Source organism: Streptomyces sp. NPDC047042, from assembly GCF_040644035.1.
Taxonomy (GTDB): domain Bacteria; phylum Actinomycetota; class Actinomycetes; order Streptomycetales; family Streptomycetaceae; genus Streptomyces.
The window spans coordinates 112,146-136,821 of record NZ_JBEYVP010000009.1; the positions used below are offsets into that span (position 1 = coordinate 112,146).

Here is a 24,676-nt window from a genome sequence, read left to right on the forward strand (position 1 = left end):
CGATCACAAGTGAACAGGGATACCTCCATGACCATGAGACAACCGCTGCGCCGACTGAGCGCGCAGGTCACCGCGTTGACGCTGGCCGTCACGGGCGGGGTGGCGGTCCTCGCCGCGTCGCCCGCGCAGGCCGCGAGCAGCACGATCGGCGTGACCCTGACGACGTCCGACCTGAGTCAGGCGCTGACCCCGCAGCCGGGCATCGCCCTGGGGCCCGTCTCCTCGGGCAGTGTGAACCTGAAGGTGGACGACACCCAGTCGTTCCAGACCATCGACGGCTTCGGCGCCGCCTTCACCGACACCTCCGCGTACCTCCTGCAGAACAAGCTCAACGCCACCACCCGCGACCGGGTGATGCGTGATCTGTTCACCCGCGGCTCCGGCATCGGACTGTCCCTCATGCGCACTCCGATGGGCTCCTCCGACTACACGGCCACACCCGCGAGCAGCCCCGGCACCTACTCCTACGACGACAACGGCGGCGTCGCCGACCCGACTCTGGCGAACTTCTCCACCGCGCACGACGACGCCTACGTCATCCCCGTCATCAAGCAGGCCCAGGCGCTCAACCCATCGATGAAGCTCTTCGCCAACAACTGGAGCCCGCCGGCCTGGATGAAGACCACGAACACGATGCTGGGGACGAACAACGGCACCCTGCGCTCCGACATGTACGGGCCGCTCGCGCAGTACTACGTGAAGTTCCTCCAGGAGTACAAGGCCAAGGGCGTCGACGTCTGGGGCATCACCCCGCAGAACGAGCCGACGATCTCCCCGTCCACGTACTCGGCAATGCTGTGGCCCGCGGCCAACGAGGCGACCTTCATCGCCGACAACCTCGCCCCTGCACTCCAGCAGGCGGGCCTCTCCGGCACGAAGATCCTCGCCGGGGACGCCGACCACGTGGACACCAACTACGCCAACACGCTGATGGGCAACCAGGCGGCCCGAGACGCGATCTACGGCACCGCGTGGCACTGCTACCAGAACGACCTCGGCAAGATGACCACCATCCACAACTCCTACCCGGACAAGCGGCTCTACGAGAGCGAGTGCTCCACCGGCCCCGGCATCGCGCCGATGAACGCCGCCCAGCTCGCCCTGGAGTCCACCTTCAACTGGGCCAACGGCGCCCTGCTGTGGAACCTGGCCCTCGACACCGACGGCGGCCCGAAGATGGGCGTCGGCTGCACCAACTGCACCGGACTGGTCACCGTGGACCAGGCCACCGGCAAGGCCACGTACACCGACAACTACTATCAGCTCGGCCAGTTCTCGAAGTTCGTCGTCCCCGGCGCGACCCGGATCGGTTACAGCGACGGCGGCGGCATCTGGGCGCAGGCCTATCAGAACCCCGACGGCGGCGAGGTGCTGGTCGCCTACAACAACAACTCCTCCGCCACCACGTTCACCACCACGTGGAACAACGCAGGATCGTTCTCCTACACGCTGCCCGCGCACGCCACGGTCACCTTCACCCGGGGCGCGCAGACGGCCGCCGGACAGATCGTCGGCCAGGGTTCGAACCGGTGCCTGGACGACACCGGCAACCCGGCCAACGGCATCCAGCAGAACATCTGGGACTGCACGTCGGCGAGCGCCAACCAGCAGTACACGTACTCGGCGAGCCGTGAGCTGCAGGTCGCTGGCAAGTGCCTCGGCGCGTTCGGCAACGGCACGGCCAACGGCACCAAGGTCGTCACCTGGGACTGCAACGGCGGCGCCAGTCAGAAGTGGACCTTCCACGCGGACGGCAGCGTCACCAACGACCTGTCCGGCCTCTGCCTCGACGTGACCGGCACGGCCACGGCGAACGGGTCCAAGGTCCAGCTGTGGAGCTGCACGGGCGCCTCCAACCAGAAGTGGTCGGCCTCCAGCGGGGGTTGAGTGGAACGACGCGAGGCTGGGCCCCGCGGTCCAGCCTCGCGTCACCTCAAGTCCGGGGCTCTCGGCGCAGCAGGTCGGAGAGGGCGATTCGGGACGACACCTCGAGTTTCCGGTAGACGCGCGACAGATGCGTCTCCACCGTGCGTGGGCTGAGGAAGAGCCGTTCGGCGATCTGCCGGGTGCGCAGCCCCGTCGTCGCGAGTTCGGCGATCTCCCGTTCGCGGTCGCTGAGCAGGCCGAGCGGGTGGGCGGTGCCGTTGCCCTCGGAGAGTTCGGCGCGCGTCCGGGCCACCCGCTCCTGTACGAGCGCCGCCCCGAAGGTACGGGCGAGCGCTTCGGCCGCGTCGAGATGGCCCAGGGCAGTTTCGCGGCCCTGGGTGAGGTCGAAGGAGCGGATGCCGCTCGCCAGGGTCCAGGCGTGTTCCACGGGCATGTCGGCCGCCCGGAAGGCATCCGCCGCGAAGTCGAAGAGCTTGGCGGCCGCGTCGTGTTCACCGTCGGCCTGGTGGAGCAGGGCGCGGGCCCGGCGCGTGTACGCCTCCTGGACCGGCAGCCCGAGCCGCTCGGCCTCCGCCTCGGCGGTGCGGACCAGCCGGTGCGCCTCCTCGGGGTCGCCGCACTCGAGTGTGGCCGTGGCGAGCAGGGAGAGCAGGAAGGGCCGGGAGAAGGGCCGGACCGGCGGCAGACGGTTGCCGCCCTCGCTGTCCAGCAGGGTCCGCCGGCAGCCGGCCGCGTCACCGGCGAGCAGCCGGGCCTGTGCGAGCAGGCCCGCCGCCGAGGCCGTCCACCAGCTGTGGCCGTGCCGGCCGGCGCGCGGGGCCTCCTCGACGAGTGCGACGGCCTCGGCGGCGTACTCCCGGCCGCGGGACCAGACGAGGGATGTCGCGCGTATCGCCTGCGCCAGGGTGACCGCGGGCCGGACACCGAGGTCGCGGGCCAGGGACTCGACCTCCTGGGCGTGCCGTTGGGAGGCGTCGAGGCGGCCGGTCCACTGCTCGGCCATGGCGAGCCCCAGCAACCGGTGGAGCACGATGGGCTGCCGGGAGCCCGTACGGTCGGTTCCCAGCCCCCGGCTCAGATGGCGGGCGGCGTCCGTGAAGCGCTCCAGGTACAGCTCCGCGCTGCCGAGCAGGGCCAGGGTTTCCGGGGTGCGGCCGACGAGGGGGTCCGGAAGGGCGTCGACGAGCCGGACACAGCGGGTGACCTCGGCCATGGCCTCGTCGAGATCGCCGGCGTGGGTGGCACAGAGGGCGTTGAGGATCCGCAGCACGGTGTGGTCGGCTCCGTCTGCTCCGTCTGCTCTGTCCGCCTCGAGCGGAGTCCGTACGGCTTCCCGGAGCAGGGCATGCACCTGGTCGTGCGTGCCGCCCAGGACATGGACCAGCCCGTACTCGATGACCAGTTCGGTGGCCTCGGCCGGCAGCGGATCGGGCAGGGGCCTGGGCAGCAGTCCGAGGGCGGAACCCGCGATGGCCGCCGCCTCCGCGTACCGGCCGAGCTGCCGCTCGACGGCGGCGCAGACGGCGTGCGCCTGGAGCAGCTGTCTCGTGCCGAGAGCCGCGTGCCGGCGTCCGAGCAGTTCGTGCGCGCGGGTGCGGGCCTCGGCGAACTGGCCGGAGGCGATCAGCGCGCGACAGCAGGCGAGTTCCGTCTCGACGCGCGCGGGGGAGTCCGTCCCCCCGTCGGGCAGGGCCTGCAGTGCCAGCCGGAGCCAGTGCGCCGCGGTCGCCGGGTCCCGCGCGAGGATCTCCGCGGCGCCGTCGGTGAGGGTGCGTGTGGCGAGAGCGGCGTCGGTGCCCAGCAGATGCTCGGCGTGCCGGGCCCGTTCACGCGCCCGGCCGCCACGGGCGTCGATCAGGTCGAGGGCACGGCGGTGGCCCCGCAGCCGGAAGGACACGCCCGCCCTCTCGTGCGCGACATGGCCGACCACGGCATGACGGAAGGCCAGGCTGCCTTTCCAGTCGGCCGGGCGGACCAGGTCGGCCAGCTCGAGTTCCGCGAGCGCGTCGAGAGTTCGGTCCAGCCCCAGCCCGGACACCCGGGCGGTGTCCTCGGGCCGGAACGGGCTGCCGATCACCGCCGCCGCCGACGCCGTGATCGACGCCTGCGGGGACAGCGCGTCGAACTCGGCGATCAGCGGCTTCGCCTCACGGAGCAGCCCGGCGGTGTCGGTGCCCGGGCGGTCGGGCCAGTGCTCGGGCTGCCAGTCCGCCGCGACGAGCAGACGCACGTACCGGGGGTTGCCCTCCGCCGCCGCGCAGACCAGGCGCGCGAAATCCTGGGAGGTGACAGTGGGGCGGTTGTGGGGGTCGCCCGGCGCGCCCCGGCCGGTGAGCAACTCGGCCACGGCTGCCGGATCGAGCGGGCCCGGCTCGATACGCGTCACCGTGCCCGCCTGGACTCCGTACTCCAGGGCTTCCAGCAGCTCGGGGGCCGTCTGTCCGGGGCGGTGGGCCAGGGCGAGCAGGAACGGGCCCGGCGGCTGGGCACGGACCAGCCGGACGATCTCCGCCGCCGAGTCCGCATCGCACCACTGGACGTCGTCCAGGACCAGGGCGCAGCCCGCCGCCCACTCCGCGGGCCGGCCGCCGCACTCCTCGAACGTCCTCGCGCCCGAGGTCGCCCGTGAATCGGCCTGCCGTGCCTCCCAGGCGTCGCGGAACACCTGCAAGGAGGTGGTGTTTCCCCGTACGGCGCGGGCGCGGACGACCGGGATTCCCCGCCGCGCGGCCATGTCCATGAGTGCCGTGGCCAGGCGGGTCTTCCCGATGCCCGGCTCACCGGTGATCTCCACTACGGAGCCCTGGCCGTGGCCCAGAGCGTTCACGATCCTTGTGAGTACGGCGAGTTCGGTCTCCCGCCCGACAGGGCGCTCTCCGTCAGCCGGTACGTCCACTGCGGTCATGAGCGCCGTTCTCTCTAGCCGGTGAGGTCGGGCGCGCATGCGGGGCGGCCTGGGCCTCGGGGCGCCGTCACAGCAACCATACAGAGGCAAACGATGTTGCTCGAACGACGGATACGTACGGTGATTACGTATTTCCCCCGACGTGATCCCATTTGAGTTCGACCATGCTTGGTCCCGCAGCTGACCACTGTTGTGAGGGGGAACACAGTTGGACACGCCCATGGACCAGGCACGGGCATTCGGCTCGCACGAGCCCCTGATCGGCCGCGAGCAGGAGGCCGGGCGGCTGCGGCGCATCATGACCGGACGGCCCTACGAGGGTCCGTGGTTGCTGGAGATCACCGGAGAACCCGGCATCGGCAAGACCCGTCTGCTGGCGGAATGGAACACGCTGGCCGAGCGGGCCGGGCTGACCGTGCTGGCGGGCAGAGTGTCCCGGGCGGATCGGAGGCGCCCCTTCGCGCTCTTCCGAAGTCCGGTCCTGCGGTCCCTCGAACTGCCCGCAGCGGCCACCTCACTCACGCGCGAGGACCAGGCCTTCCTGCTGCGGTACTTCGAGGAAGCTGACGCGGAGCCGCGAACCGGTGGGAACGAAACGGCAACCGGACCCGAGACCACGGACGGGGAACAGGGGCCCCGTCTGCGCCGCTGCGTCACGGGTCTGCTGTGGTCGGTGGCCGAGGACCAGCGAAGCGTGACCCTCTGCCTCGACGACCTCCAGTGGGCCGACCACGCGTCCATCGACCTGCTGGGCAACCTCCTGCGCCGTCCCCGGCCCCGGACACCGCTCATCCTCGTGTGTTCCGTACGCTCCGGACAGCGGCCGACGTCACTGACGGCGAGCCTCGCCGAACCGGACGACGTCTACCGGGTGGAACGGTTCCACCTCGGGCCGCTGCCGCGCGGCACGGTCGCCGAGTTCCTCGCCGGCGAACCGACGGCCGAACGGCAGCGGTTACTCCATGAAGCCGGCCACGGAAACCCCTTCTATCTGCGGGCGCTGGCACAGTCGCCGGGGACGTTCATGCCCCCCGACGGGACCAGCCCATGGGCGCTGTCGGCCGAGACGGTGATGACGGCGAGCGCCGCGCTGGCCCGTGAACTCGGTCCGCTGGACGCCGTGGAACTCGACGTCCTGAGGGCCGCCGCCGTACTCGGCGAGGAGTTCGACCCCACGTACCTCGCCGAACTCGCCGACCGGGACGCGCCGAGCGTCGCGCGGGCTGTCGACCGGCTGATCGCGGCGGACCTGGTCCGGACCGATCTCGCCCTGGGGCGGAACTGCCGCCTGCGCCATCCGGTGCTGCGCGCCGTCGTGTACCAGGCCGCCCCGCACGGCTGGCGCCGGGCCGCCCACGCGCGTGCCGACCGCGTTCTACGGGAGTGGGGTGCCTGCCCCGCGCTCCGGGCACCGCACGTGGCCCGCAGCGCGGAGCCGGGCGACCGGGACGCGGTCCGACTGCTGACGGAGGCTGCCGAACAGGTGCGGGAGACGAATCCGGCGGCTGCCGTGTCCTGGCTGCGCACGGCGCTGACCCTGGCTCCCGGGGGAGAGGGCGGGGACGGGCTGCGCGCGGGGCTGATGACACCCCTGGCCCGCTCGCTCGGGGCCATCGGGCACCTGCGCGAATCCCGGGAACTGCTGAGACGGCTCACCGCGCCGGCCGACGCGCCCCCCACCAGGTCGGACACGGAACTCGTGGCGCTGCACGCCATGGTCGAACGTCATCTCGGCAACTACGGTCAGGCGGAATCCCTGCTGACGGCGGCACTCGCCCAGCTGCCGGAGACCTCCCTCGACCCCGCCGACGCCGCCGAACTGAGCGCTCCGCTGCGGCTGGAGCTCGCGACGGTCAGTCTCCTGCGCCGGACGTACCCCCGCGCACAGGTTCTGGCCACGGAGGTGCTGCGACACGCGACGGGCAGCGGGAGCAGGCACCTCCGGATGGCCGCCACCGTGCGTCTCGCGCACAGCAGCGCGTTCGCGGGAGACGTCCCCGCTCTGCTGCGCCGGGCCCGGGAAGCCAGTGCGCTGGTGGACTCGACGGGAGACACCGAACTCGCCCCGCACCTGGACACCGTGTCCCAACTCGGCTGGGCCGAGGCACTCGCCGAGCGGCATCACGACGCGCTGCGTCACACGGCCCGCGGCATCAGACTCGCCCAGGACTCCGGGCAGTTGTTCGTCCTGCCGTACCTGCGGCTCGCCCATGCCTACGCCGGTGTCAGCGTCGGCCGGCTCGCGGACGCCCTGCGCTCGGCCGAGGACGCCGAGGAGGACGCCCGTCGGATGAAGCGGCCGGCGCTGCTCGGATTCGCCCTGGCACTGCGCGCCTGGGCGACCTCGACACTGGACGGCCCCGACGCCGCCGCGCCGATCGCGGAACGCGCGGTGCAGGAGGTCGGTGCGGGAGGCAGACTCTGGGCGGTCACCGCCGGAGTGCTTGCGACGGTCCGGCTCGAGCAGGAGCGGCCCGCCGAGTGCCTGGAGCTGGCGCGGTCGGCCATGGACCACGAACGGCACCCCGGTACCGCCCGGTCCATCAAACCGATCTGGTACGCGGTGGGGGCCCGGGCCGCGGCGGCGCTGGGTGAGCGCGAGGAGTCCGCCGAGTGGGCCCGGCGGGCGTCGCTGGAGGCGGATCTGCTGGGGCTGCCGGGCCAGTGTGGATACGCCGCCCTCGCACGGGCCCACTGCGCCCCGGATCCTGTCGGCTCGCTGGAGGAGGCGGTGTCCGGGTTCCGGACCGGCGGGCTGGTGCTGATGGAGTGCCAGGCGAGGCTGCTACTGGCCCGGGAGCTCATGCCGGCCGGCCCCCGGGACCGGACGCGGATGCTGGAACCAGCGCTGGAGCACTCCAACCGCGCGAAGTCGCTCGCGCAGGCCTCGGGCGCGCGCCATCTCTACCGGCAGGCGGTGGATCTGCAGCGCCGCCTGGGAGCACGCCGGCCCCGCCCGGTGCCGGACATGTCGGAGAGAGAACAGGAGATCGCCCGCATGGTCGCCCTCGGCATGTCCAACAACGACATCGCCCGCGCGCTGGTGATCTCACCCAAGACCGTCGAGGCTCACCTCACCCGCATTTTCCGCAAGGCCGGCGTACGCTCCCGGGTGGCCCTGGCCACCACGCTGCCGCACACCTGCCCGGAGCACGTCGCCTGACCCGGTGGGCGACAACAGCCACGGCCGTCCACCCTCGCCGCCCGAGGCGGCCGGAGAAGCCGCGCGGGGGCGGGTTTGCCCGGGACCACGACCACCTGGGACCACGACCGGCAGGCCAACGTGACCGCCCGGAACCGTGTCCCCCTGGTACCGCGACTGTCCGGGATCGCGATCGGCGGAGCAGCGAGGCCGCTCCGGATCGCGGTCGGCAGGGCAGCGAGGCCGCCCGGGATCGAGGCCGCGGGGCAGCGCGACTGTCCGGGCGTGACCGCCCGGGAAACCGCGACCTCCCGGGATAGTGACCGCCTGGTACCGCGACCGCCGGGGATCGCGGTCGGCACGGCGATGCGCCCGCGTTGCGTCGCGGCGGATTCGCGACCGCTGCCGGTCGCGTCCCGGGCGGTGCGCGAGACGCGCTCGGGTTCCGGCGTGCCCCACGGCCCCGATCGTGACTGTTGGCGTGCCCCACGGCCCCGATTGCGGCCGTTGGCGTGCCCCACGGTTGCGATCGCGGCGTCCCTCTCCGCCCGCGTGCGGGCGTCTTCTCGCACTCCGCGAGATGGTCGGGGCATTCGCCCGGGCCGGTGGAGGCCTCCGGCGGCAGCGGGGGGACCGCCCCCCTGTCATCCCACCGCGGCCGCTCCGGTGCCGAGCAGTCCGAGGGTGGTCGGGTCTTGAGATGTCTCCGTACGGGCCGTGTCTCCGGCGGCCCGTCGGTCGAGTTCGGCCATGAGTCTGGTCTCCTGGTCGCGGTCCACGTCGTCGACCACGTCCCAGGGGAGCGGCTCGTGGGGATCCAGCCGCCGCAGGTAGTGGCGGTGGTCCAGGCCGTGCGCGGCGAGGGCATCACGCAGTCGCGCGGGGGAGAGCGTCGTCGGATCGGCGCCCGCGTCATGCAGTGACTCCAGGACGTGTCCGACTCTCCGGTCCCCGCGCAGGCACACACTTTCGAGGAGGAGCCGGCTCACCTGGTCCCACACCACGCGGTAGTTGCGCTCGTAGGCCTCCGCGCCGACCAGCGCGCGAAGGTGCTCGCGGACCTCCTCCACATGGCCCTCCATGAGCGCGGGGTCGGCCATGGGCAGGCGTTGGCCGACGGTTCCCGGCTCGGGCATGAACTGCTGGAGTTTGAGGATGACCGTGCCGTTCGCACGATTGAAACGCCGGAAGACGTCGACTGCGTAATCGGCGATGGCACGGCGGTCGGCGGCCGTCTCACCGGGGGCGCCCACGATGAAGTACAGCATGACGTGCGCGAAGTGCTCGTTCTCCCGCAGCAGTTCGATCGACCGGTGGACCCGCTCGGGTGTCATCGTCTTGTTGAAGATACGGACGAGATCGGGTGCGGCGAACTCGGGGGCGAGGGTGACGATCCCGCGCGGCCCGCCCAGCTTCAGCTCGGTGAAGAAGTGGCCGGTGTCGCCGAGTTGGGAGACCGCGTCCAGATAGCGGGCGGACAACTCGTCGGCGCGGATCGAGCCGATGATGGTCGTCGCCCTCCCTTCCATGCGACCGGAGTGCTCGCGCAGCCGGTCCAGCAGGGCGTACCGCTTGCCGTACTGGGTGAAGGTCGCCGAACTGATCACGACCTGCGCGATGTCGTGCTTCTCCAGTTCCTCCAGGTAGGCGTCCAGGAGCTCGAAGGGGGCCTGGCGGAAGGGCGGTACGCCCAGGGTGCAGAAGTGGCAGGCCCAGCGGCAGCCGAGGGTCGGGACGACCACACCCCGCTTCCCGTTGGAGATGGGGGCCACGAAATGCGCGGCGTGCAGTTCGTCGAGGCCCAGGTACTGCGGCCGTACCTGCGCCGGTACGCGCGCGGTGCGGGGCCGCACCGAGGTGACACCGCCGCCGGGGCGCAGTTCACAGTCGTACATCGCGGGCACGTAGAGCCCGGGGACGCGCGACAGTTCCTCCAGCACGGATTCCCTGGCCCGTACGGGATCCCCGCCGGCGCCCGTTGCCCTGGCCCGGTGCACGACGCGGATCAGCTCGACCATGGATGCCTCGCCTTCCCCGAGGGCGACGACGTCCACGTAGTCGGCGAGGATCTCGGGGTTGGCGAAGCCGCCGTTGCCGCCGACGACCAGGGGGTGTCTGCCGAACTCCCGGTCCGCGCTGCGCCGCGGGATGCCGGCGAGGTCCAACAGCCGGAAGAACGACGGAAGTTCACCGGAGTTGGCGATGCTCACCCCGACGATGTCGGCCGTCGCCACCGGGGACGCGGACTCGATCGTGCGGTACACCTCGCCCTCGGGCGGCAGGAGCCGGTTGCCGCTCGCCCGCAGGCAGCCGTAGCGGATGGCGCGTTCCGCGACGGCGGGGATGTCCGGGCCCCGGTTGATGAGGTCGTGCAGCGCCAGCGGACCCATGCACATCAGGGACATCTCGTGCATGTAGGGGAGCAGGAAGACGACCCTGAGGGAGTCGGGGGCCTTGCCCTTCGTCCGGTACGGGCCGCAGAGCTGGATCTCGGACTTCCTGATGTCCTCGATCTCACGGAGAAGTCGCGACATGGGTGTGCCTCTCCGTCCGTCTCAGCCGCACATCTCGGGTGACGGGTCGGGGACCGGGTCCGCGGGCGGAGGGTCGACAACGGGGTCACCCGGGTCGCCCGGGTCGCCCGGCGGAGGCTGGTCGCCCGGGGGCGAGCTGATCGGCGGGTCGACCGTGGGCGGGGCGTCGACGGTGGGGAGCGGCTGCGGATCCGGTGCCGGCGGGCCGACGAGGCCCAGGTTGCCGAGGGCGTAAATGACGGCCTGGTTGACCGTCGGGGTCAGCGTGTTGGAGATGAGCGTCTGGCCGAGGTCGTTGGGGTGGTACGAACCCTGGAGGTTGAGGAAGTCGAGGCCGTTGAGCCCCTCCTGCTGGGTGAAGAGCTCGTGGCCGTTGAGCGCGTTGGTCACGTCGCCGTACAGGAAGTTGCGGCCGGTGCTCTGGGCGAGGGTCTCGATGGCCTGCTGGTTGAGACTGCTGATCGTCGAGCCGAACTGATTGGCGAGCTGGGCCTCACGAGTGCTGATCAGCAGCTCGCTCATCGGCGACGACGAACCGCTGGGCACCTGGTCCGGCATGACCTTGGGGTAACCGAGGGCGATCATGGTGCCGTTCGGGCTCATCCGGTCGGCGATGTCCTGGTAGACCGCGAGCTGCGCGTTGAGGTAACTCCCGTTCTGCAGCGGGGCCATGAAGTTCGCGAAGGCCGCCTCCGTCGTCGCCTCCTTGGAGGTCAGCATGGTCTGCGCGAGGTCGCCGAAGTGCGCGTCGTTCCCGCCGATGCCGACGATGACGATGTCGGCGCCGTTGACCGCGTCGATCTGCGGGGAGTGCTCGAACTCCGTTCCCGGCCGGGTCACGTTGTACAGGGAGTCACGGGTCGCGCCGGAGACGGGGACGAAGGTGATCTCGAAGGTGACGTTGGGATTCTGCTGCTGGATCCGGGAGAGGGCCTGCAGCGTCGGCGCCGACGCGGACTCGTGAGCAGGGTCGATGACGCTTTCCAGGTCGCCGGACGGGCCGGTCACCGTCACGGTGCGGTACGTCCCCGCCGACGCTCCTTCACCACTGGTGTAGGAGTCGCCGATGACGGTGACCTTGATGGTGCCGGTACCGCTGTTCCCGTCGGCGTGGGCGGTTCCTGCCAGCGATCCGAGCAGGGCCACCGTACTGACTGCCTGGCCGCCCGCGACCACCACCCGCCGGACGGTGACGGCCCGCCTCGACGGTCGGGCATGCCTCCCCTGACGCTTGCTCACGGAGCTCTCCTCGAAGCCGGTCGGACGCCAACAGTGCGTACGACACCGCTCACCGGGGGTGGGAGCGCGGCACCGTACGGCCGAAGTCGATCGTGCGTTCCGAACCGGATGCCAGCATTGGGGGAACCCCTACATGGCCGGTAAGAATTCGGTTAACCCGTGAGAAGGAGGACAAAGACGCGTCGATGCGTTCCGCACCGCCAAGGGGGTGTTCTACCTGCGCTCCGCCGGCCATGCCCCCCGGCCCACCAGCTCGAGGACGAGCGCGGCGATGTTCCACGCGTCGTCCTCGCCCCGGTGATGGCGTCCATCGAGCGGCAGTCCGGCGATCCGCAGAGCCTGGTCCATGCCGGGCTTCCTGCGCAGTCCGTGGGCCTCGGTGAACACGGCCTTGGCGTTGGTGTGGGTGCGCTCCGTCGGGTAGCCGAACGGGTAGGCCACCCCGTCGGCCTGACTCTGCCGGGCGAACTGCCGACGGTCGTACTCGCCCCAACTCGCCCAGGGGCGCTCCCCGGCCCCGTACTCCTCGACGAGGATCCGGCAGGCCTCGGCGAAGGTGACGCCCCGTTCCACCTCGGCCTGGGTCAGTCCGGTCAGTTCGGTGCAGAACTCGCTCACCGCCGACCGGGCAGGGCGGACCAGGACCCGGTGCCGGGATACCCGGCGCCGTGCCGTCAGATCCACGACGGTGAGGCCGATCTCGATAATCTCGTTCACCGAGCCGGGCGGCGGCTGGCCGTCCCAGCAGGTGGCTTCCACATCGATGACGTTCAGCAGGGCGGATTCGTGGAGCATGGGGCCGAGAGTAGGGATACGGGCCGGGGCCGGCACCCCAATTACTCCCGGCCGGCGGCCAGCCGGACAGCCCACTCGCGTTCGGCGACGGCGAGGCCGTGCTCCAGCGTTCCGACGAGCTCTGTCCGGCTCACCGAGGCCACCGTCGGCTCACGTGTGGCCTCGGTGCCCCAGGCGGCACCGCCGTCATCACGTACCCGGCACGCGAGGTGGACCCGGTCCCCATCAGGGAACGCGAACGCCGTCACCTCGTCGGTGCACTCCCCCCACTCCAGGAACCTGCACTGCGCGAGTGCCGCTTCTTTCCCGGGCGCGGTACCCGTACTGGCGTCGTCGTACATCCAACTCTCGGCAATGCGGAAGGACTCGGACGGCGTCGTGAACCCCGTCGGCCGCGAGGTCGGCGTACGGAAGCGACCGAGCTCGTCCTTGAGCTTCTTGACCAGGAGGGGCGGATAGAAGGCGTTGTCCCACGTGTTCACATGGAGCCCGCCGACGAAGATGTCCACACACAGCAGTTGCGGGTGGTGTTCGACGGGTTCGACGGGTTCGACGTGGAACTCCAAAGCGAATCCGGTCCGGGAACCGAACAACACGGCGACCTCCCCAGCACTGACGTCACGCCCATCACGACGAAACCCTACGGAACCCTACTGATCCCCGGTCAGCACGACCGACCGGCCGACCGTCAGCCCGTCGGCGACGCGCTGCACCGCGTCCGCCGCACCGTCCAGTGGCACGCGTTCACTGACCATCGGCCTGATCGCTCCCCGCGCGGCCAACTCGGTGAGCTGGTCGTGGCAGTGCCGGACCAGTTCGGGGTTCTCGGTCCGGTAGCGGCCGGTGTAGAGGCCGAGGATGGAGTAGTTCTTGACCAGGGCGTGGTTCAGGGCGGGGTGCGGAATGGTTCCGCCGGCGAAGCCCACGATCACGATGCGGCCTTCGAAGGCGACGACCTTGGCGGACTGCGCGTACGCATCGCCGCCGACCGGGTCGTAGATCACGTCCGCGCCCCGGCCGCCCGTGGCCTCCCGGACCGTGGCGACGACGTCCTCCGTCAGCCGGTCGATGACGACATCGCACCCCAGTTCCCGCGCGGCGGCGACCTTCCGTGCCCCGCCCGCGACGCCGATGACCCTGGCACCCGCGGCCTTGCCGAGCTGTACCGCGGCGCTGCCGACCCCTCCGGCGGCGACGTGGACCAGCAGGGTTTCCCCCTGCCGCTCGACGGGCCGTACGAGGACCGCGTCCAGGTCAGCGGTGACGGCCGCCCGGTGAAGCGGCTCCGGTTCCCCGTGACGGTCGAGGAGACCCCGCTGTTCTGGGAGCGGCCGTTCGAAGCGGCGGGCTCTTCCGCTCCCGTGTGGTGCACCACGGGTTGATCCCGGTTCGTTCGTGCTCGCCGGCGGCTGGACGAGCGTGAAAGCGGGCCACGGCGGGCCCGGCGCCGCCGCCTTCACGGCGCTTCGGGCCCGCCGCGGCTTCCGTGCGGAGCGTGGCACGTGCCTCCGGGCGGCCGTCGCCGCGTGCACGCTGTCGCGGAGGCTGTCACGGGCGCGGGTCGCCTCACCGCGTCACGCGGGGGAAGAGACGTTCGACGGCGGCGACCAGGGCGGCGCGGCGAGCGGCGAGGGACGGATCCGCCGCCTGTTCCGCCGCCACGGCGCCGATCTCGGTCTGGGCCGCCCACGTGGTGGCGATCTGGTTGACCAGGGCGAGGACGTCGACCGGGTCCCACTCCGGATCGAGCTGCCCCGCCCGCTGCGCCTCGCGCAACTGGTCGATCTTGCGGGCGACGGTCTCCCGGATGGTGTCGGCGCCGGACGGGGCGTCGGTGTCGGTGAGTTCGAGGCGCCCCCAGGTGACCAGACGGTGGTGGTCGGGGCGGGTGACGGTGAAGTGGTCGAACATGCGACCCGCGTAGCCCGGCAGATCGGCCGGGTCCATGCGGGTGGCCTCCGCGACCCGGATCAGTTCGCGCAGGGAGACATGGGCGTAGAGCGCCTCCTTGCCTCGGAAGTACGCGTAGACGCGTTCCTTGCTGGTATTGGCCTGCTTGGCGATGCGGTCCACCCGGGCACCGGCGATTCCGTGGCGGGCGAACTCGTCCGTGGCGGCGGCGACGATCCGCTCACGGGTGGAGTCGGCACTGTCTGGAGCGGCGGGCTCGGAGGTCGAGTCGGTCGAGGTCGAACGAGGCATACGCCCAGGATAAGGGGCCGAACTGTTTGGTTTGGAATTATGGCGACCGAGGTCTAGGCTCAAACCGAACAGTTCGGTTTGGATCCGCTGCCGGGCTGGCACTCATGTCTGGAGAAAACTCATGCAGCATCGCGACCTCGGCTCCCAGGGCCTGCGCGTCTCCGCGCTCGGCCTCGGCACCATGGGAATGACCGTCGCCTACGGCTCCTCGAACGACGACGAGAGCACCGCCACCATCCGCCGCGCCCGTGAACTCGGCATCGACTTCTTCGACACCGCCGAGCTGTACGGCCTCGGCACCGGCAGCAACGAGATCCTGCTCGGCAACGCCGTGAAGGGCTTCCGCGACGAGGTGGTCCTGGCCACCAAGTTCGGCTTCGACATGACCGCGCAGCAGATCGGCGCCGGCTTCGACAGCCGCCCGGAGAACATCCGCAAGGTCGCCGAGAACAGCCTGCGCTATCTCCGGACCGACTACATCGACCTCTTCTACCAGCACGCGGCCGACCCCGACGTGCCGGCCGACGAGGTCGCGGGCGTGGTCGGCGAGCTGATCGCCGAGGGCAAGGTGAAGTACTTCGGTCTGAGCAACGTCGGCCCGCAGTACATCCGCCGTGCCCACGCCGTCACCCCGGTCACGGCCCTGCAGTCCGAGTACTCGCTCTTCGAGCGGGGAGTGGAGGAGAAGATCCTGCCGGTCGTGCGGGAGCTGGGCATCGGCCTGGTGCCGTACTCCCCGCTGGGCCGCGGCTTCCTGACCGGCGTGGTCAAGCCCGCCGCCGAGTACTCGGCGGACGACATGCGCAGCTGGGACGAGCGCTGGCAGGGCGACAACTTCACGTACAACCTGAACGCCACCGAGCAGCTCCAGAAGTTCGCCGCGGCCAAGGGCATCACCGCCGCCCAGCTCGCGCTGGCCTGGCTGCTCGCCCAGGGCGACGACGTGGTCCCGATCCCCGGCACCCGCAACGCCGACCGCCTGGCGGAGAACGCCGCCGCGGCCGACGTCGAACTCACCGACGCCGACCTCGAGCAGATCAGGCAGATCCTTCCCCAGGGGTCGGCGGGAAGCCGGTACCCGGCCGCCATGCTGGCCACGATGTCGACCGACTGACTCCGAGTCGACCCTGCCGGAGGGGCGTTCGGTCGTCGGTGTTTCCGACGCCCCTCAGTGGATCCCGACACGGCCTCGTCACGGCGGGCAAATCCCGCGTGGACGAGACGATCCGACGGGGAGTCAGCGCACCGTCATGGCTACGGCCGCGGTGAGGCCGACGGTGAGGATGATGACGCGCAGCGCGGTCGGAGGCAGCCTGCGGCCCAGTCGGGCGCCGAGCAGTCCGCCCAGTGTCGAGCCGACGGCGATCAGACCGGCAACGGTCCAGTCGATGTCGGTCGCCGTCAGGAACACGAGGGCCGCGACGCTGTTGACGATCGCCGCGAGCGCGGTCTTGGTGGCGTTGATCCGCCGCAGGCTGTCGTGCAGGAAGCTGCCGAGCAGGCCTATCAGCAGGACACCTTGGGCGGCGCCGAAATAGCCTCCGTAGACGCCCGTCGCCGCCACGCCCAGCCATAGCGCCGGGCCGCCGTTCTCGCGGCCGGAGGGTTTCTCGCGCAGTCGGCGGTTGAGGCGGGGCTGGAGAAGGATCAGCACGCAGGCGGCCAGGATGAGCAGCGGCACCACCGACTCGAAGGCGTCGGCCGGCAGTTCGAGCAGCAACAGCGCCCCCAGCAGTCCGCCGGCGGCCGAGGCGAGACCGAGGCGGACCAGACGGCGCCGTTGGCCCTCGAGCTCACGGCGATAGCCGTAGGCGGCACTCAGGACGCCCGGGATGAGGCCGAGGTTGTTCGACACGTTGGCCAGAACGGGCGGGTATCCGAAGGCGAGCAGGGTGGGGAAGGTGATGAGAGTCCCCGAACCGACCACCGCGTTGAGGGCCCCGGCCGCGATGGCGGCCACCGTGATCGCCACGGCCTGCCAGATGTCCACGCCTCGTCCTTCCTTCCGTACGGCCTGAAGTATGCGCCCCCGGTCAGTCAAAGTGGCTCAACACCCGATGTATTGGGGAGATCCGCGCCCGCCTCTGCTGTCTACTCCGGGGAAATCCACGCGAGTTGGCGATGTAGCCCTATAGACATCCCATCTATGTCGCGGCAAAGATGACGTGTTCCTCGGAGGACCCGAAGAGGTTCCACTTCCCCCTGTGTCGACACCCATGGCTGGGAGATCTTGCCGTGCCCCATGCGTCCCACCCGCAGCGCAGAAGCGTCCTGAAGTTCGGTGGCGCCCTCGCCTTCGCGCCCCTGACCACTCAGCCGGCCGGCGGCACCCCTGCGGGGCCGGCCTTCGCCGCCACTTCGGCCGTGTCGGCGGCAGGCCGGTGGCCGACCCTCTCGCGCAAGGCGCTGAAGTACTCGGTCCCCGCCCTGGACTGGCAGTCCCAGGCCCTGCCGATCGGCAACGGCCGGCTCGGCGCCATGCTGTTCGCCGACCCCGACCAGGAGCGCATCCAGTTCAACGAGCAGAGTCTGTGGGGCGGGGTCAACAACTACGACAACGCACTCGCGGGCAAGCCCGACAGTGAGTTCGACACCGGTATGACCGGCTTCGGCTCCTACCTGAACTTCGGCGACGTCGTCGTCACGTTCGCCGACCGCGCGAAGGTCACGGCCCCCGGTGGGCCGTACCGCACCTCCGGGTCGGAGGGCGTGGAGATGTCGTACGACGGCAGCGCGAGCACCAAGTGGTGCATCGACGGGCCCGGTTCGAGGGTGCAATGGCAGGTCGAGCTTCCCGAGCCCGTCGCGGTCGCCTCCTACCGTCTGACGAGTGCCAACGATGTGCCGCAGCGCGACCCGCAGCAGTGGACCCTGTCCGGTTCCGCCGACGGCGCCGACTGGACCGAGCTGGACAGCCGCACCTTGGCGGCGCCCTTCGAGAGCCGTTTCCAGACGAAGGAGTTCACCTGCGCCATCAGCGGGGCGTACCGCTTCTACCGGTTCGACTTCGTCCCCAAGGCAGGGGTCAGCCACTTCCAGGTGAGCGAGATCGGTCTGACCGGCGTCGACCTCGGCGGCGGCGCGCTGTACCTGTCGTCGCCGAGCGGGCACTCCGAAGGGTCGCGTGCCGCGGACATCTCATCCTCGGTGGACGGCGATCCGGCCACGGTCTGGCGGGTCGCCGACGCCCAACCTGGGGTCGTCTGGCAGGCCGACGTGCCCCGCCCGGTCGCCGTCACCTCGTACACGCTGACGGCCGCCCCGGACCGTCCGCAGGACGACCCACGCCGATGGACGCTCGAGGCGTCGCAGGACGGGCAGGCCTGGGTGACGCTCGACGCCCAGAGCCCCGGCGCGCCCTTCGCCGGCCGTGGTGAGAGCCGGACGTTCCGGATCACCAACGGCACCGCCTACCGCGCCTACCGGATCACCTTCACTCCCGGCGAGGCGTCCACCGGTTTCCAGATCGCCGAAGTCGTATTGGAGGGAAGGGGGTTCGACACGCGCACGCAGCGCACGTTCGTCGACTACCAGCGTGCCCTGGACTTCCTGAACGGCGTCCATGTCACCCGCTTCGGGACGCCGGGGCGGCGCGTCCGGCGGGAGGCATTCGCCAGCCGGTCCGCAGACGTCATGGTCTTCCGGTACACGTCGGACACCGACAAGGGACTCTCCGGCGCCATCTCCCTGACATCCGCACAACAGGGGGCTGCGACCGCCGTCGACGCCGACGCCCGACGGATCGCCTTCAGCGGCGTCATGGGCAACGGTCTCAAGCACGCGTGCACCGTCCAGGTCGTGGACACCGACGGCGACTTCCGCGCCGACGGACCGGCCCTCCGGTTCAGCGGCTGCACAAGCCTGACCCTGCTGCTCGACGCCCGCACCGACTACAAGCTCGACGCCGCCGCCGGATGGCGCGGAACCGATCCCGAACCGGTCATCGCCAGGACACTCGACAAGGCGAGCGCCCAGTCCTATCGGAAACTGCGCGAGAAGCACACCGCCGCGACCCGTGCGCTCATGAATCGCGTCTCCGTCGACTGGGGCACATCCGACGACACCGTCATCGCCCTGCCCACCAACTCCCGGCTCGCGCGCTACGCGTCGGGCGCGGAGGACCCGACCCTCGAACAGACGATGTTCGACTACGGCCGCTACCTGCTGATCAGTTCCTCGCGCCCGGGCGGCCTGCCCGCCAACCTCCAGGGCCTGTGGAACGACACCAACTCACCGGCCTGGGCCTCCGACTACCACACCAACATCAACATCCAGATGAACTACTGGGGCGCCGAGACGACGAACCTGCCGGAGTCCCACGAAGCACTCATCGAGTTCATCAAGCAGGTGGCGGTGCCCAGCCGCGTGGCGACCCGCAACGCCTTCGGACAGGACACACGCGGCTGGACCGCCCGCACCAGCCAGAGCGTCTTCGGCGGCAATGCGTGGGAGTGGAACACCGTCGCGAGCGCCTGGTACGCACAACACCTCTACGAACACTGGGCGTTCACCCAGGACAGGAAATACCTCCGTACCGTCGCGTATCCGATGATCAAGGAGATCTGCGAGTTCTGGGAGGACCACCTCAAGGAGCGCGAGGACGGACTGCTCGTCGCGCCGAACGGCTGGTCCCCCGAGCACGGGCCGCGCGAGGACGGCGTCATGTACGACCAGCAGATCATCTGGGACCTGTTCCAGAACTACCTCGACTGCGAGGCGGTGCTCAAGACCGATCCCGCCTACCGCGCAAGGGTCGCGGACATGCAGGCACGACTCGCGCCGAACAAGATCGGCAAGTGGGGCCAGTTGCAGGAGTGGCAGGAGGACATCGACAGCCCGACCGACATCCACCGCCATACCTCACACCTCTTCGCGGTCTACCCGGGCCGTCAGATCACACCGAGGACACCCGACTTCGCGGCCGCCGCCCTCGTCTCGCTCAAGGCCCGGTGCGGCGAGAAGGAAGGTGTTCCGTTCACGGCCGCGACGGTGTCGGGCGACAGCCGCCGCTCATGGACCTGGCCCTGGCGGGCGGCCCTCTTCGCCCGCCTCGGCGACGGGCAACGCGCCCGGATCATGCTGCGCGGACTGCTGACGTACAACACGCTGCCCAACCTGTTCTGCAACCACCCGCCCTTCCAGATGGACGGCAACTTCGGCATCTCCGGCGCCGTGACCGAGATGCTCCTGCAGAGCCACGACGACGTCGTCCACCTGCTGCCGGCCCTGCCCGACGCCTGGAAGGCCAAGGGTTCCTTCACCGGGCTCCGCGCCCGCGGCGGCTACGAGGTCAGCTGTGCGTGGCGGGACGGGAAGGTCACGTCGTACAGGATTGTCGCCGACCGGGCCCGGAAGCGGGGGAACGTCACCGTGCGGGTGAACGGCGAGGACAGGAAGGTGAAGCCGATCAAGGCCTGAAGGCCGTTCCTGGTCCGCTCGTGGCCTCCGGAGCCGCGTCGAGGGCCCAGGACGGCCGGTCCGCGTCGGGTCTCCCGTCCGCGAGCCGCCGTCCGTCCCGTTCGGGGCGCAGCCGCCATACGGCCAGCAGTCCGGTGACCGCGAGCAGTACCGCCGACAGCAGGAACGCGGCCCGGTACCCGGCCTCCACGGTGGCGGCAGCGTCGACGACCCGGCCGACGGTCAGGGGCGACAGCACTCCGGCGAGGGCGTAGACGAAGGCCAGTGCGCCGAGCACGACGCCGCGCTGCGGTGCGGGCGTGATCCGGGCGCACGCGGTCTGGGCCACGGTGATGACGATGTTGGCCAGCGCCATGGGGCCGAGCATCAGCAGCACCTTCAGCCAGACGGCATCGGTGAGGGCGAACAGGGCCACCGCGCCGGCGGCCAGGCACATCAGCGCTCCGGTGCCCGCGCCGAGCGGTGGCCGGCTCCTGCGGTGGACCAGCAGTCCGTGGCCCACCAGGACGACGCCGTTGGCCAGTGCCGCGAAGGTCACCACGGTCCCGGCCTGGTGCAGGCTCAGGCCGGCGACCTCCTCCAGATAGTCCGGCATCCAGGTCAGGCCGGCGCTGAGCATCCAGTACGCGGCGAACGCGCCGAACGCCGCGCTGAGCCAGGTGCCCGACAGCAGGATGCGCCGATAGGGGACGAGGACCGTGCCCGCGTATTTGCTCTCCGGCGAGTCCGGCGAGTCGGGCGCGTACGGGCCCTCGGCCCCGCGCAGCGCCCAGTACCCGGCCCACACCAGGCCCGCCAGCCCGACCACCCCGAAGGCCCACCGCCAGCCGAAGCGGTCGATGACCAGGGTGAGCGTGGGCGCGGCGACGGCGACCCCGGCGGCCGCGCCGGTCAGCAGCACCGCGGTGGGCAGGGTGCGCTCGCGCTGCCCGAACCAGCCGTGCAGATGATGAGTGGCCAACGGCGTGGCCGGCCCCTCGGCGGCTCCGAGCAGTACGCGGGTGGCCACCAGCGTGCCGAATCCGGCCGCCGACCACAGCATCGGCAGCTGGGCGGCCGCCCACAGCAGCGCCAGGACCAGCAGCAGCACGGTCGTACGGACCTTGCGCGTCAGGTACGACACCGCCAGAGCCGACACGCTGAACAGGGCGAAGAAGGCCGCCGAAGCCGTGCCGAACTCCTCGCGGGTCAGCCCGAGATCGTCCATGATCGGCTGCGCGGCCAGGCCCATCACGGCCTTGTCGGCGAAGTTGACCAGCATGAAGCCGAGCAGGGCCCAGGTCGTGCGCCAGGCCGTGGTGTGCTGTGTCATAGGGGGACGAGGCTCCTTCACGCAGTCGTGTCACCGGCGTGGCGCCGATCCTGCAGGCCGCGGGACCGTGAGGACACCCCTGGGCATCACAGTCGTACGAGCCCGCTACTGTGACGGATCACAATCAGCGGTGAGGTGAGCCATGACGCATGACGAACACTCCGAACCGGCGTTCGGCGACCGTCCGCAGCAGCTGTCCCCCGCGGCGGCGGCGCTCGCCGCCCGCTGCGAGCCGCAGGTCAACGAGCTCGCCCGGCGCATGGCCCGAGGAGTGTTCGAGCAACTGAGCGGCTACGCGGAGCTGCCCGGTGACGTGAAGGACGTGGAGATCGCCGCGACGGCTCGGCACGCCATACGGCTGTTCCTGCGCGGCGCCGCCGACGGTTCCGGGTGGGACGCGCTGGAGTACTTCCAGGAACGCGCCGCCCAGCGCGCCGAGGAGGGCATGCCGCTCCACCTTCTGCTGCGCACCTACACCCTGGGCGCACGGGAACTGTGGCGGGCCCTGCGGGAGGTGGCAGGTCCCGGCGAGCGACAGGCCCTGGCCGAGCTGACCGAGGCGCTGTTCACGGCCGCGGACCGAGTCGTGGGCGCCGTGGCGGAGAGCTACCTCGACGAACAGGTGGCCCTCGCCGCCGAACGCCACGAGCAGCGCCGCACGCTCGCCCGGGCCCTGCTGGACGGCAGGCCGGTCATCGGCGCGCCCGTGCCGGACGGGCCGGTGCTGGTGCTGTGCCTGCGTTTCGGCACGTCGGCGGTCACCGGCGGGCTTTCCCCGGTCACCCTCCGGCGGCTGCTCCGGCGCGTTCAGGGGGCGTTGGACCGCGCCTTCGGCACGGAGGTGCTCGCCGTGCTCGACGGTGACGGCGGGCATGTCGTCGTACCGGGAGTGACCGAACCACCCGGTCGGCTGCGGGAGTTGCTGCGTGAGACGGCAGGACCCGAGCTACGGCTGGCAGCCGCTGCCGCGACGACGGCCGGTGACGTCCCGCGCGCCGCGCGACTGACCTCCGAGGTGGTCCGGGTCGCGGCCGCCTGTGGTGTGCGACCCGGAGTGCACCGGCTCGAGGACGTGCTGCTGGAGTACCACCTCTCCCGCCCGAGCGAGGGCAGCGCCCGCATCGTCGCGATGCTCGCCCCCCTCGCCGACCGCCCCGAGCTCGTCGACACCCTGCGCACCCACCTGGAACAGCGTCAGGACCGCCGGGCCACCGCTCGCCTGCTCAACCTGCACCCCAACTCCGTGGACAACCGGCTCGCCCGGATCCAGGACCTGACCGGGCTGGACCTCGCCGACCCCCGGGATGTGGCGCTGGCGCTCGCGGCCCTGCTGCTGCGCGACGCCGACGCCGGTGTCACGGAGTGACGATGGCGAAGTCCGGGTCGGGTGACTCCAGCAGGGAGCCGAACGCGACCAGGGTGTGGGCGTCGCCGTCGAGAGCCACGGCCCCGCCCATGATCTCCTCGGCGAAGGTCGTCGCCCCGCCGAGGACCGCGTTCAGGGTGGTGCGGGCCAACCGCAGCACCACCCCGGGCCGCTCGCCCTGCGGGGCGTCCCCGCGCATCGGGGTGAGCGCCCCGTTGGACAGCAGCAGCGTCCACACCTCGCCGGTGTCGGTGAACTCCCAGCGCAGCAGCAGGCGTCCGGCCTCGGCCGCGCGCGGGCCGTCGACGCGTACGGCCATGGACTGGAAGATCTGCTCGGCCGTCAGCGCGGCCAGCACATCCGGAGCGGAGGGCGTCGGCGTCCCGAGGATGCCGTCGCGCAGCTCGGCGGCGCCCATCAGGTAGAAGTTGCGCCACGGCCCGGACTCGGAGCCGTGCCCGAGCCGCTCGAAGGTGTCGGCCTGCAAGGCACGAGCCCGGGAATGCCCGGGCTCGGCGAACAGGACATGGGCGAGCACCTCCGCGACCCACCGCAGGTCCCCGGCCTCGTACGACGCGCGCGCCTTGGCCACCACCGCGTCGGCTCCGCCCATGAACTCCACGTACCGTACGGCCGCTTCGGTGGGCGGATGCTGCCACAGGTGGGCCGGGTTGCCGTCGAACCAGCCCATGTAGCGCTGGTAGACGGCCTTGGCGTTGTGGCTGAGCGTGCCGTAGTAACCGCGCGCGTGCCACGCACGGGCGAGCGCGGGCGGGAAGGACAGCTCCTCGGCGATCTCGGCCCCGGTGTACCCGGAGTTGATCAGCCGGACGGACTGGTCGTGCAGATAGGCGTAGGCGTCGCGCTGCTCCTCCAGGAAGCGGATCGCGCGCTCCTGGCCCCAGGTGGGCCAGTGGTGGGAGGCGAAGACGACGTCGGTGTCATCGGCGAACAGCCGTATCGTCTCGGTCAGATACCGCGCCCAGGCGCTGGGGTCGCGCACCAACGCCCCGCGCAGGGTGAGCACGTTGTGCAGCGTGTGGCAGGCGTTCTCCGCGACGCACAGCACCCCCAGCTCGGGGAAGTGGAAGTTCATCTCCGCCGGAGCCTCCGTGCCCGGCGTGAGCTGCAAGACCATCCGTACCCCGTCGACGGTTTCCACCTGCCCGGTACGGCTGATGTCGACGGTCGGTGCGATCAGGCCGACGCTGCCGGTCGACGTCGTCTGCCCGAGCCCGCAGCCGATCTGCCAGGCCGGCCCTTTCGGCAGCGCGGCCCCGTACATGTAGCCCGACCTGCGGGCCATGGCCGTACCCGTGAAGACGTTCTCGCTGGCGGCGTGCTCCAGGAACCCGGCCGGGGCGAGGACCGGCACCCGCCCGGCCGTGACCTCGGCCGGATCGACGACGCCGCGGACACCGCCGAAGTGGTCGACATGCGAGTGGGTGTAGATGACGCCCGTCACGGGCCGCTCGCCCCGGTGCTCCCGGTACAGGGCGAGGGCGGCGGCGGCCACCTCGGCGCTGATCAGCGGGTCGATGACGACGACACCGCGCTCGCCCTCCACGAAGGTCACGTTCGACAGGTCCAGGCCGCGCACCTGGTAGATCCCCGGCACCACCTCGTACAGCCCCTGCCGCGCAACGAGCCCGCTCTGCCGCCACAGCGAGGGGTTCGCGGTCGGCGGACACTCCCCGTCCAGGAAGCCGTACGCGTCCGCGTCCCACACGACCCGGCCGTCCGCGGCTCGCACCACGCCGGGCTCGAGCCGGGCGATGAACCCCCGGTCCGCATCGGCGAAGTCCTGATCGGTCATGGTCGTCTCGCTGCTCGTCATGGTCGTCGATCCTCACACTCCCGGGCCGACGGCGCCTGA

At 71.0% G+C, this 24,676-nt stretch carries 14 protein-coding genes and 1 pseudogene; 5 read left to right on the top strand and 10 right to left on the bottom strand.

The window, feature by feature from the left end:
• The first annotated feature begins 27 nt into the window (after positions 1-27).
• On the top strand, positions 28-1,887 hold the full coding sequence (locus tag ABZ855_RS12400) for a ricin-type beta-trefoil lectin domain protein (RefSeq protein ID WP_360805164.1): 1,860 nt from the start codon (positions 28-30) through the stop codon (positions 1,885-1,887).
• A 46-nt stretch (positions 1,888-1,933) separates the two neighbouring features.
• Here ABZ855_RS12400 and ABZ855_RS12405 read toward each other — a convergent pair whose 3' ends face one another.
• Positions 1,934-4,792 carry a LuxR C-terminal-related transcriptional regulator gene (locus tag ABZ855_RS12405; RefSeq protein WP_360805167.1) on the bottom strand — a complete coding sequence of 953 codons (2,859 nt, stop codon included), beginning with the start codon at positions 4,790-4,792 and terminating at the stop codon, positions 1,934-1,936.
• A gap of 220 nt (positions 4,793-5,012) precedes the next feature.
• On the opposite strand from ABZ855_RS12405, the gene ABZ855_RS12410 reads away from it, so the two are divergent.
• On the top strand, positions 5,013-7,955 hold the full coding sequence (locus ABZ855_RS12410) for an AAA family ATPase (protein WP_360805170.1): 2,943 nt from the start codon (positions 5,013-5,015) through the stop codon (positions 7,953-7,955).
• Between the two features lie 623 nt (positions 7,956-8,578).
• Here ABZ855_RS12410 and ABZ855_RS12415 read toward each other — a convergent pair.
• From ABZ855_RS12415 to ABZ855_RS12440, 6 genes and pseudogenes are all read right to left on the bottom strand, one after another.
• Positions 8,579-10,468: a radical SAM protein gene (locus ABZ855_RS12415; RefSeq protein ID WP_360805172.1), complete on the bottom strand. Its 1,890-nt coding sequence runs from the start codon at positions 10,466-10,468 to the stop codon at positions 8,579-8,581.
• 21 nt (positions 10,469-10,489) lie between these two features.
• On the bottom strand, positions 10,490-11,707 hold the full coding sequence (locus ABZ855_RS12420) for an SGNH/GDSL hydrolase family protein (protein ID WP_360805174.1): 1,218 nt from the start codon (positions 11,705-11,707) through the stop codon (positions 10,490-10,492).
• Between the two features lie 213 nt (positions 11,708-11,920).
• The gene (locus ABZ855_RS12425; protein WP_360805177.1) at positions 11,921-12,502 is read right to left on the bottom strand and encodes a 3'-5' exonuclease; all 582 of its coding nucleotides are present in this window, start codon (positions 12,500-12,502) and stop codon (positions 11,921-11,923) included.
• Positions 12,503-12,543: 41 nt separating this feature from the next.
• Positions 12,544-13,098, bottom strand: a complete 555-nt coding sequence (locus ABZ855_RS12430) for a hypothetical protein (RefSeq protein ID WP_360805180.1) — start codon at positions 13,096-13,098, stop codon at positions 12,544-12,546.
• A 54-nt stretch (positions 13,099-13,152) separates the two neighbouring features.
• A pseudogene (locus ABZ855_RS12435) lies at positions 13,153-13,719 on the bottom strand (zinc-binding dehydrogenase); the annotation flags it as partial.
• Between the two features lie 349 nt (positions 13,720-14,068).
• Entirely contained in the window at positions 14,069-14,704 is a 636-nt protein-coding gene (locus tag ABZ855_RS12440; protein ID WP_360805183.1) for a TetR family transcriptional regulator, read from the bottom strand.
• A 121-nt stretch (positions 14,705-14,825) separates the two neighbouring features.
• Between ABZ855_RS12440 and ABZ855_RS12445 the strand changes: the two genes are divergently transcribed.
• Positions 14,826-15,818 carry an aldo/keto reductase gene (locus ABZ855_RS12445; protein WP_360805186.1) on the top strand — a complete coding sequence of 331 codons (993 nt, stop codon included), beginning with the start codon at positions 14,826-14,828 and terminating at the stop codon, positions 15,816-15,818.
• A 123-nt stretch (positions 15,819-15,941) separates the two neighbouring features.
• Here ABZ855_RS12445 and ABZ855_RS12450 read toward each other — a convergent pair whose 3' ends face one another.
• On the bottom strand, positions 15,942-16,694 hold the full coding sequence (locus ABZ855_RS12450; RefSeq protein WP_360805189.1) for a sulfite exporter TauE/SafE family protein: 753 nt from the start codon (positions 16,692-16,694) through the stop codon (positions 15,942-15,944).
• A gap of 245 nt (positions 16,695-16,939) precedes the next feature.
• Between ABZ855_RS12450 and ABZ855_RS12455 the strand changes: the two genes are divergently transcribed.
• The gene (locus ABZ855_RS12455) at positions 16,940-20,122 is read left to right on the top strand and encodes a glycoside hydrolase N-terminal domain-containing protein (protein WP_360805191.1); all 3,183 of its coding nucleotides are present in this window, start codon (positions 16,940-16,942) and stop codon (positions 20,120-20,122) included.
• Here the strand turns inward: ABZ855_RS12455 and ABZ855_RS12460 are convergent.
• Positions 20,112-21,434 carry an MFS transporter gene (locus tag ABZ855_RS12460; protein ID WP_360805194.1) on the bottom strand — a complete coding sequence of 441 codons (1,323 nt, stop codon included), beginning with the start codon at positions 21,432-21,434 and terminating at the stop codon, positions 20,112-20,114. The two genes, ABZ855_RS12455 and ABZ855_RS12460, sit on opposite strands and share 11 nt — an antisense overlap.
• A gap of 142 nt (positions 21,435-21,576) precedes the next feature.
• On the opposite strand from ABZ855_RS12460, the gene ABZ855_RS12465 reads away from it, so the two are divergent.
• Positions 21,577-22,800: a helix-turn-helix domain-containing protein gene (locus ABZ855_RS12465; RefSeq protein ID WP_360805197.1), complete on the top strand. Its 1,224-nt coding sequence runs from the start codon at positions 21,577-21,579 to the stop codon at positions 22,798-22,800.
• Here ABZ855_RS12465 and ABZ855_RS12470 read toward each other — a convergent pair.
• Entirely contained in the window at positions 22,790-24,637 is a 1,848-nt protein-coding gene (locus ABZ855_RS12470) for an alkyl sulfatase dimerization domain-containing protein (RefSeq protein ID WP_360805200.1), read from the bottom strand. The genes ABZ855_RS12465 and ABZ855_RS12470 overlap by 11 nt on opposite strands.
• Positions 24,638-24,676: the final 39 nt, after the last annotated feature.